General features: G+C 43.5%; 7 protein-coding genes and 1 pseudogene. 4 read left to right on the top strand and 4 right to left on the bottom strand.

Features of this window, described 5'->3' with window-relative positions:
* The 4 genes and pseudogenes from ACCM36_RS00370 to ACCM36_RS00355 form a co-directional block, all read left to right on the top strand.
* Positions 1-252, top strand: a pseudogene (locus ACCM36_RS00370) (formylmethanofuran dehydrogenase subunit B); the annotation flags it as partial.
* Positions 249-1076, top strand: coding sequence for a formate dehydrogenase accessory sulfurtransferase FdhD (gene fdhD / locus ACCM36_RS00365; protein WP_370571715.1), 828 nt, complete (start codon positions 249-251; stop codon positions 1074-1076). The pseudogene ACCM36_RS00370 and the gene fdhD, both read left to right, overlap by 4 nt.
* Before the next feature lie 132 nt (positions 1077-1208).
* On the top strand, positions 1209-1604 hold the full coding sequence (gene cfbA, locus ACCM36_RS00360) for a sirohydrochlorin nickelochelatase (RefSeq protein WP_370571714.1): 396 nt from the start codon (positions 1209-1211) through the stop codon (positions 1602-1604).
* A 251-nt stretch (positions 1605-1855) separates the two neighbouring features.
* A complete protein-coding gene (locus ACCM36_RS00355; protein ID WP_370571713.1) occupies positions 1856-2560 on the top strand; it encodes a DUF169 domain-containing protein in 705 nt (234 codons plus the stop codon).
* A gap of 183 nt (positions 2561-2743) precedes the next feature.
* Here ACCM36_RS00355 and ACCM36_RS00350 read toward each other — a convergent pair whose 3' ends face one another.
* From ACCM36_RS00350 to ACCM36_RS00335, 4 genes are all read right to left on the bottom strand, one after another.
* Positions 2744-3430: a DUF169 domain-containing protein gene (locus tag ACCM36_RS00350; RefSeq protein ID WP_370571712.1), complete on the bottom strand. Its 687-nt coding sequence runs from the start codon at positions 3428-3430 to the stop codon at positions 2744-2746.
* 153 nt (positions 3431-3583) lie between these two features.
* Entirely contained in the window at positions 3584-4633 is a 1050-nt protein-coding gene (locus ACCM36_RS00345; protein WP_370571711.1) for a GTP-binding protein, read from the bottom strand.
* 35 nt (positions 4634-4668) lie between these two features.
* Positions 4669-5952, bottom strand: a complete 1284-nt coding sequence (locus ACCM36_RS00340) for a GTP-binding protein (protein WP_370571710.1) — start codon at positions 5950-5952, stop codon at positions 4669-4671.
* A gap of 644 nt (positions 5953-6596) precedes the next feature.
* Positions 6597-8266, bottom strand: a 1670-nt coding sequence (locus ACCM36_RS00335) for an ATP-dependent Clp protease ATP-binding subunit (RefSeq protein ID WP_370571709.1), incomplete at its 5' end; no start/stop codon positions are given.

Here is an 8266-nt window from a genome sequence, read left to right as displayed (position 1 = left end):
GATGCTGCAGAGTACATGGCACAGATCCCAATGGTCTGCATTGATATTGCACCATGTCCCACCACCACTGCTTCTGAAGTGGTGCTGCCAGGTGTCATCGATGCAATGGAATGTGACGGTACCTTCTACAGGCTGGACGATGTGCCAGTGTACTTCCAGCCGTTCACTGAGTCTCCGTTCCCTTACACAAAGAGCAACGAAGACACTATGAAACAGTTGTTTGATAGAGTGAAGAAACTTAAGGAAGCATGAGAGAAAACCAGCACGCTGATAGTTCTTCCGTAAAGGAGGAATCAGGGAGGGGTGAAGGTTTTGTCCCTTCTTCCCTCTATACTACTATAGCGTGCACGGAGATCTCTGGCAGCGGGAGAAAAAGAATAGAAGCGGATGTTATTATTGAAGAGGTATTTGACCTTTTCATCAATGATGTCCACCTCACTACTTTTTATTCAAGTCCCAGGGAACTTGAAGAGCTTGCTGTTGGATTCATGGTATGTGAAGGTTTAATCGGCAGGGATGATGTCCAAAATATACTTTCCATTGATATAGGTCCTAAAAGGATTGATTGTAAGATCGATCTCGATACTTCCCAGCTGTTTAATCTCGGGCGTGTGGAGAGATGTGGTACGACCCTTTTCACTCCCAAGACGCGGCCCTTATTGCTCCGGGATGTGGGCTTCAGCTCACAGGTCATATTCAATGCAGTGGGGAAACTGAAAGAATGGGGTAATGCCTGGAAAAAGACAGGAGGCGCTCATTCTTCGCTGGTATGCGATACGTCGGGTAAGATCCTTGTGTTCTGCGAGGATATAGGCCGTTCCTGTTCTGTGGACAAGGCAGTAGGAAAAGCGTTACTTGAAGGAATCGATATTTCCAGATGTGCGCTTGTCACTACAGGCAGGCTTGCGGGTACTATGGTCTCAAAGGCCGTATACTCGGGATTTCCTCTCATGGCCAGTAAAGGTGCCACTGTGAAAGAAGCAGTGTTACTCGCACAAGATGCGGATCTGACCTTGGTAGGTTTCGTGAGAGAACCTAACATGTATGTGTATAGTGGGGAATATCGGGTGCTATAGGGTATTTAAAATGCTTTTTGTTTTTCCCGGGATAAATGCAAAAGAACTATATTTGATTAAAACTTACAAGTCTCCGAGTAGGTAACACTTTTAATAGGATTATTGTTACAATTTTTCAAAAAGGTGATATATATGAGTGAAAAGATTGGTATTCTAACCATAGGCCACGGCAGCAGATTGCCCTACAACAACCAGGTCGTTACGGAAATTGCAGACATCATTGCTAAAAAACACCCGGAATATGTTGTAAAAGCCGGATTTATGGAAATGAGCACTCCTTCACTGGAAGAAGCATTACTTTCATTTCAAGATACCGGCGTGAGCACTATTGTGGCTGTGCCCGTATTCCTTGCATCCGGTGTACACATTACCAAAGATATTCCAGCTATATTGAAACTGGACTCCGAGAACAAACAGGGTAGCATTAAAATGAATGGCCGGCAAGTAAAGATCCTCTATGGCAAACCCCTCGGAAGCGACGAGCTCATTGCCGACCTGATCTTTAAGAGAGCTCAGGAAGTTCTCTGAACAGCTGTGTTATAGAATACAGCACTTTTTTTATTTATTAATGATGGCACTACAATGGATCGTGAATCATGATCGTTGTGATACTAAAATTGTATTGGTAATCTTTCTGTCACTGTTTTTATAGCGGATATAAATATGGACGGTTTATGCAGTCAAAATACTGGGTTTAATTCGTATGTCGGCTTGCAAGAAGTAAAAATGAAAAAACCAGTTATGTTAAATTTAAATATTACTTTACGAAATCTTATAGTATGAAGAACGTTGAACTATCTGAAAAACTTGTTAAAATACTAAACCTCAGATATGAACCGGTGGCTGTCAAATTAATTAAGAAGGGACAACATCTCCCGGAAGGGTTCATAGAGCCTGCAAACAACATCAGACACTGTCAGTCCATAATGAGGGCAAGAAAAGGTGAATCTTTTATAATCCCTGCCGAGAAACATGCATGTGTTGTGGGTGCATCAAGCCTGGGTCTGGTTACAATGCCCCCAAAGGTAAAAGCAGGTGAATTCCATGCGAATATCGGACTGTTCGAATGTGCCGATGCAGCTGCAAACATGATCTCCCAGCGTTTTGAATTGGAAGAGAACAGTACAATTGCTACAGTTGTTGGTCCGCTGAAAGATTTTGAATTCGAACCTGATGTGGTGGTTCTGGTGGATGTTCCGGAAACTCTCTACTGGTTGGTTCCGGCAGCGACCTTCTTTGAAGGAGGCAGGCAGGCTTTCAGCACAGCAGCTTTCCAGGCAACATGTGTGGATTCTACTATCATTCCTTTGCTAACAGGTAAGATGAACATGAGCCTTGGATGTTTCGGATGTCGCAGGTCCACGGATATAAAAAATGATGAAATGATTGCAGGAATACCGTATGTAAACCTGGAAAAAATGGTGGAGGCCCTTGAGAAAATACACGAAGGGCCAATGCAAAAAGCAAGAAAAAAAGAGGGTTAAGAGATTTGCTCCAAAAAGCCCAGGCAATACAAGAAAACAGAAATATCAGGTTATATTATAAATCTAATTTGTCTATACCAACGGCCTTGATGGATTAATTTCCAAATTATATTTTTGTCATGTCATTTATGTTATATTGAAAAGACATGAGGTAGTTTAAAACTAGTATTAAAAAGAAAATGTTCAGTTAATGAACATTGTTTTTGCCGATGCCACAAGCCCTGGTAACATGTCCACTGGTATACTTATGATCATTTCATCTTCCTTTATCTCAGTATACTTGCGGCTGCCGCTGCATCCCACCGTCACACCTGCTTCTCCTGAGAGGTATGGATAAGCTACGCCATCTGCGCAAACGCTCTGTTTGCCGGCAAAACTTGCATTCACACGTCCTCCTTCCTTGTGAAGCAGTGCCTGTGACAGTTCCATTACCTGTTTAGGATTTGTAATGATCAGGATTACATCAGGTTTGAATGTGGTTTTCTCAAGAGGTGAATAGACGACCGCTTTTACGGAATGTGGAGGTACTCGCGGTACTTTTTCCATTGTGCTTTTTGCAGCATCCATGGATCCGAAATGGTTAAGGTGGTAGTACACTTCTCCTGTTTTTAGTTTCTCGCCCATTTCGCTCAGTCCCATCACTGCAGCTCCGCCCTTACACATATGATCTTCAAGGACTGCATAGAACTGAGATCCTTTTCTCCTTACGCTATCCACCATCTGGCAATGTCTGGTGTTCTCTCCTATTCTTGGAATCCCCACCGGCAGTTCTTCGTTCTCCTGAACAAGATGTACGGCAACTGGTGATGTTCTCAGGGAGAGTGTGTCTACAAGTTCTTTTCCTAATCTCTGGATCTCTTCGTTGTTCATTGACTTATCTCCTGTGTCGATCATAGGTTTTGGTCGGCTGTGTGAATAATATGCAAAGGGGTATATGTAGTTTGTCAAATGGGGATTCTGTTAAGTTAAGGAGTATGATTATTTAAAAAAGCAGACCACTTGAAAAATAAAAAGGCAAGTGACTTAGATGCTGATGCCAAACTGGCAGGAATTGCCCATGACCGATCTTTTGATGATCTGTGCAAGATCGTCCCGGTGTACGTCAGTAACAGCAGCGAATACCGTGAATTCGCCGTGGTCTGAAATGTCAGTGTCGATGACTTCCACTTCAGGGTTATCCAGATAGGATGTCACACTGATCCTGAGGGCTACGGATTCAGTATGCAGGAACATTTTCAAATGTCCCAGGAATTTCGGGTTCAGTGCCAGGACCATATTTTTCAGGTCTTTCATTATACAGGTTGCTGCACTGATGGCTGTTTCAGTGTCAATTGGGCTTTCAATGTGGTATGTATCCGCATAGCTGCTTACATTGAAATGGTCAAAGTGATCATCATTGGCAGCGCACATATTATCCGGGCAATCGCTATCTTCTCCTTTTACAGCTGTTCTTCCCTGGACTTCCATACCAAGCCGGGATTCGACAGCACTCATAAATTCCATGAATGCAAGGTCTCTTTCCTTAAAGGAAAGTGAAAAAACATCTGCATCAGAGTTGATCTTCTGCACCATATCTGTTATTATGGATATTTCTGCTTCTTTCATCAGGTCTTTCTTGTTTATCACTATGAGGTCGGCAGTTTCCATCTGTTTTGTTGCAGCGTACTCGGAATGTTCCATAATCTGCCTGAACTTGCTCCCGTCGATCAATGAGATTATCGGACCCATGGTAACCTCAGGCCCAAAATCCATTTTCTCTATCTGTTCCCTTATCCTGTCAGGGAAAGCAACTCCTGTAGGCTCAATAATGAGTATATCAGGATCATACTCCGCCTGTATGAGGGCAATGTTGCCTTCCAGGGCATATTTGAGAGTGCAGCAGATGCACCCTCTTGGCATTTCTTTTGACTCCAGTCCATTCTCATTTATGACCTGCCCGTCAACTCCCACATCTGCGACATCATTGACCAGGACAGCGATGGTATAACCTCTGTCTTTGAGGCATTTACCTATCTTTACCACAGAAGTAGTTTTGCCGCTCCCCAGAAACCCGCTAATGATCATGATCTTCATTTATTTCTCCTCAAGTATCCTCCTTTTCAGGAAGTTTATACCTTGCAGGTTTCTTTGTCTGCGAGACATTCGCAGGTTGCTTCCTCGTTGTTCTTCAGATCATGATCGTATATGTCGTCATAATCTTCTGCTTTGCTTAACTTTTCGTGGGGGTGATGATCATGGTGGTGTTCGTGGTCATCATGTCCATGGTCGTGATTGTGATGGTCGTGGTGGTGATCATGGTCATGTGGCTCATGCAGTCTTAATGACTTTATCTTCTTCCTTTCAAATGCAGATCTTACGCTTTCATCCACCAGGTGCACAAGGCTGTCCTCTTGCATGCCTGAAACAGCAGTAAGTATCTTGAATCTCGGAGCCATGGCAGATGTTGTCTTAATGACATTTACCTGGGGATTTTCCGAATATGCGGTAATGCTGATCTTTACAGTCTCATGAGGAGATTCAAGGAACATTTTAACGTGGCCTACGAATTCCGGGCTGAACTTTATTATTCCTGATTTTACGCTGTCGGCAATGTCCATGGCAAGCACTTTTGCCATGTCGCTATCTATATTCTCTGCAAGGATCTTGTAGTCATTAGCATAGGATGCAAGTCCTGAAGAGTCACTTTCATAATGAGTGTGTTCATGGTTTACATGTTCATGCTCTTCGTGCTCATGGATTTCCGCTTCATGTTTATGTGTGGGCACAGGTTCAGCCACCTCTTTTATTATGGAAGCAGGCAGTATCATCTTCAATAGCTCCTTGAAACCCGCATCTTCTGGCTTTGAGGACATTTTGAGCACTTTGGCCGTTGGGTTCAACTGCTGTACCGACGCTTCAAGGACCGGGAGCTGCAGATGTTCGACAAGGTCAATTTTATTTATTACCAGGATCTCAGCATCTTCTATTTGCCTGATAGCATAAGTCTTCACAGATTTCATGATAGCCTTGAACCTGCTACCATCAATAAGCGTTGTAAGGGGAGCTACTTTCACGCTCACTCCCAGGTTCATAAGTTCTATATCCTTTTTGATAATATTCGGGAAAGCAATACCCGAAGGCTCTATTATCACATAGTCCGGGTTGTAGGATTTGCGCAGTTCTATCAATGTAGCTTTCATACTGACCTTTAATGTACAGCAGATACAGCCGTTAGTGATCTCTTTTGCATCCAATCCGTATTTGGTTATAAGGTCTCCATCGATCCCTATTTCTCCTATCTCGTTGACTATGATGGCAACAGTATGGCCTTTCTCAGCAAGGAACTTTCCAAGGTTTATCACAGTGGTAGTTTTCCCGCTTCCTAAAAATCCTCCAATAACAATAGCATCCATTTTACATTCCACCTACCTATCAGGTGTAACAGTGTATTATCTTCAACTATATAAATCTACTTAAAAAGTTGGTATTATACCAAAATCAAGAGTTATTTATTTCACTACTTCAAAATAAAACTTGTAACTTTTTCTTTAGCTTAAATACTCGTGGTTTTGTTGTATGCTTTTCTATACTAGAATATTATTGCATGTGTATGTCTAGAGTTTTATCGTCTTGATCTCCATCTTTGTTTTGTAATCTATATTTTATTATCTTCGGTGAACTCCATCATCTAATCGCTATCAATATCTATGTTTCTTGTGGGTGCATTGTTTTAATTTACTACTTAGATTTTGTATACTTATATCTTAAATATAAACTGTAATCAAAGTAGAATAGTTACCAATAAAATTGGTATAATTACAATAATTTATGTGCATATTAGTATTGCTGGTCTAAATAAAATGAACTAAAAAGTTGATATTATTTCATTTATTGTTTACTCTATGTTCTATAAGAGCTAAGCAAATTGTTAGATTGCCATAAAGTAGAGTTATTATAGTGGTAAATCACGGGGTAAAGAGAGGCTGGTATAGGGTTTACCTTATTCAATAAAAAAATCTCCCGACCACCCTTCTAATCGATGGCCGGATCAGTAAGTTCATACCTTCTGGACAACGTCCAGCATGATCTGGTTATCTCTAACATCCGCTACTACGGTGGAGCCTTCTGTGACTTTGCCCGAGACTATGAGCTTTGCTACCTTTGTCTCCACCTCGTTCTGGATAACACGCTTAAGTGGCCTGGCACCGAATGTTTCGCTGTAGCCCACCCTGCCCAGATAGTGCTTTGCTTCATCCGTGATCTGTAGTTGTATCCGCTTATCTCTGAGCCTTGCCACAAGGTCTGCCACCTTCAGGTCTACTATGTACACCAGTTCATCGGGCCTCAGGGCATGGAATATAACGATCTCATCGATACGATTAAGGAATTCAGGCCTGAAGTACTTGCCCAGTTCACTGAGTGCTTTTGCCTGCAACTGCGCATATTCATGGCCTTCCTTGTGCAATACTTCAGGCATTCCCTGTTCCGGCCGGTAGGTACCATCGGGGGCGTCCAGCAGCTTTGTCAGGTCACCTGAAAATATGTTTGAGGTCATTATAAGGAGTGTGTTCTTGAAGTCCACGGTCCTTCCCTTGGAATCTGTCAGTCTCCCGTCATCCAGTATCTGCAACATGACATTGAAGACATCGGGGTGTGCCTTCTCTATCTCGTCGAAGAGCACCACTGCATATGGTCTCCTTCTCACAGCTTCGGTTAGCTGGCCACCTTCGTCATGACCTATGTACCCTGGAGGTGCACCTATCATACGGGCAACCGTGTGCTTCTCCATGTATTCGGACATGTCAATACGTATCATGTTGTTCTCATCGTCAAATAGCTCAGCAGCAAGTGCCTTGGCAAGTTCTGTCTTACCCACGCCTGTCGGGCCCAGGAATATGAAACTTCCAATGGGCCGCCTCGGGTCCCTTATACCGGCATATGCGCGGATCACAGCATCAGCCACTGCTTTCACCGCTTCTTTCTGGCCAATGATGCGCTGGTGCAGGTTGTCTTCGATATGCACAAGTTTCTCACGCTGTCCTCCGAGGAGCTTGGTGACAGGGATCTTGGTCCAAACGGAAACAACTTCTGCAATATCCTCTTCACCCACTTCTTCGCTTAGCAGCATTCCATCCTGCATTTTCTTGACCGCTTCCTCTTCCTGAGCATACTGGTGCTGTAAAGGAATGAGTGTACCGTATTTCAGCTTCGATGCCAGTTCCAGATTGTTGTCGTTCTCGGCAAGCTCAAGTTGCACCTTAGTATCTTCTATCTGCTGCTTGATGGAATTGAGCTTGGCTATTGTTTCTTTCTCGTGATTCCACCTTGCACGCATTGCATCCGACTCGGCACGAATGTCCGCAAGTTCCTTTTCCAATGCTTCAAGACGTTCCTTGGATGCCTCATCCTTTTCTTTCCTGAGTGCTTCCTTTTCTATCTCAAGCTGCATGATCTTACGGTCGGCTTCATCAAGTTCCGCAGGCTTACTGTCTATGGCTGTCCTCTTTTTTGCAGCAGCTTCATCCACCAGGTCAATGGCTTTGTCCGGCAGGAACCTGTCAGCTATATACCTCTGGCTCATTACGGCCGCTGCAACCAGGGCTGAATCTTTCAGACGCACACCGTGGTGAACTTCATACTTTTCCTTAAGTCCACGCAGGATGGATATTGTGTCCTCTACTGTGGGCTGCTCCACCATCACAGGCAGGAAACGACGCTCAAGTGCTG

The organism is Methanomethylovorans sp. (assembly GCF_041305605.1).
Lineage (GTDB): Archaea > Halobacteriota > Methanosarcinia > Methanosarcinales > Methanosarcinaceae > Methanomethylovorans.
The sequence above is the reverse complement of the archived record's forward strand: the minus strand, read 5'-3'. Positions and strand labels throughout refer to the sequence as shown.

What these genes read in the sequence shown, in the direction of transcription:
- cfbA (WP_370571714.1), top strand. Translation starts at nt 1,209, where the DNA reads ATGAGTGAAAAGATTGGTATTCTAACCATAGGCCACGGCAGCAGATTG.
- ACCM36_RS00345 (WP_370571711.1), bottom strand. Translation starts at nt 4,633, where the DNA reads ATGAAGATCATGATCATTAGCGGGTTTCTGGGGAGCGGCAAAACTACT.
- fdhD (WP_370571715.1), top strand. Translation starts at nt 249, where the DNA reads ATGAGAGAAAACCAGCACGCTGATAGTTCTTCCGTAAAGGAGGAATCA.
- ACCM36_RS00350 (WP_370571712.1), bottom strand. Translation starts at nt 3,430, where the DNA reads ATGAACAACGAAGAGATCCAGAGATTAGGAAAAGAACTTGTAGACACA.
- ACCM36_RS00355 (WP_370571713.1), top strand. Translation starts at nt 1,856, where the DNA reads ATGAAGAACGTTGAACTATCTGAAAAACTTGTTAAAATACTAAACCTC.
- ACCM36_RS00340 (WP_370571710.1), bottom strand. Translation starts at nt 5,952, where the DNA reads ATGGATGCTATTGTTATTGGAGGATTTTTAGGAAGCGGGAAAACTACC.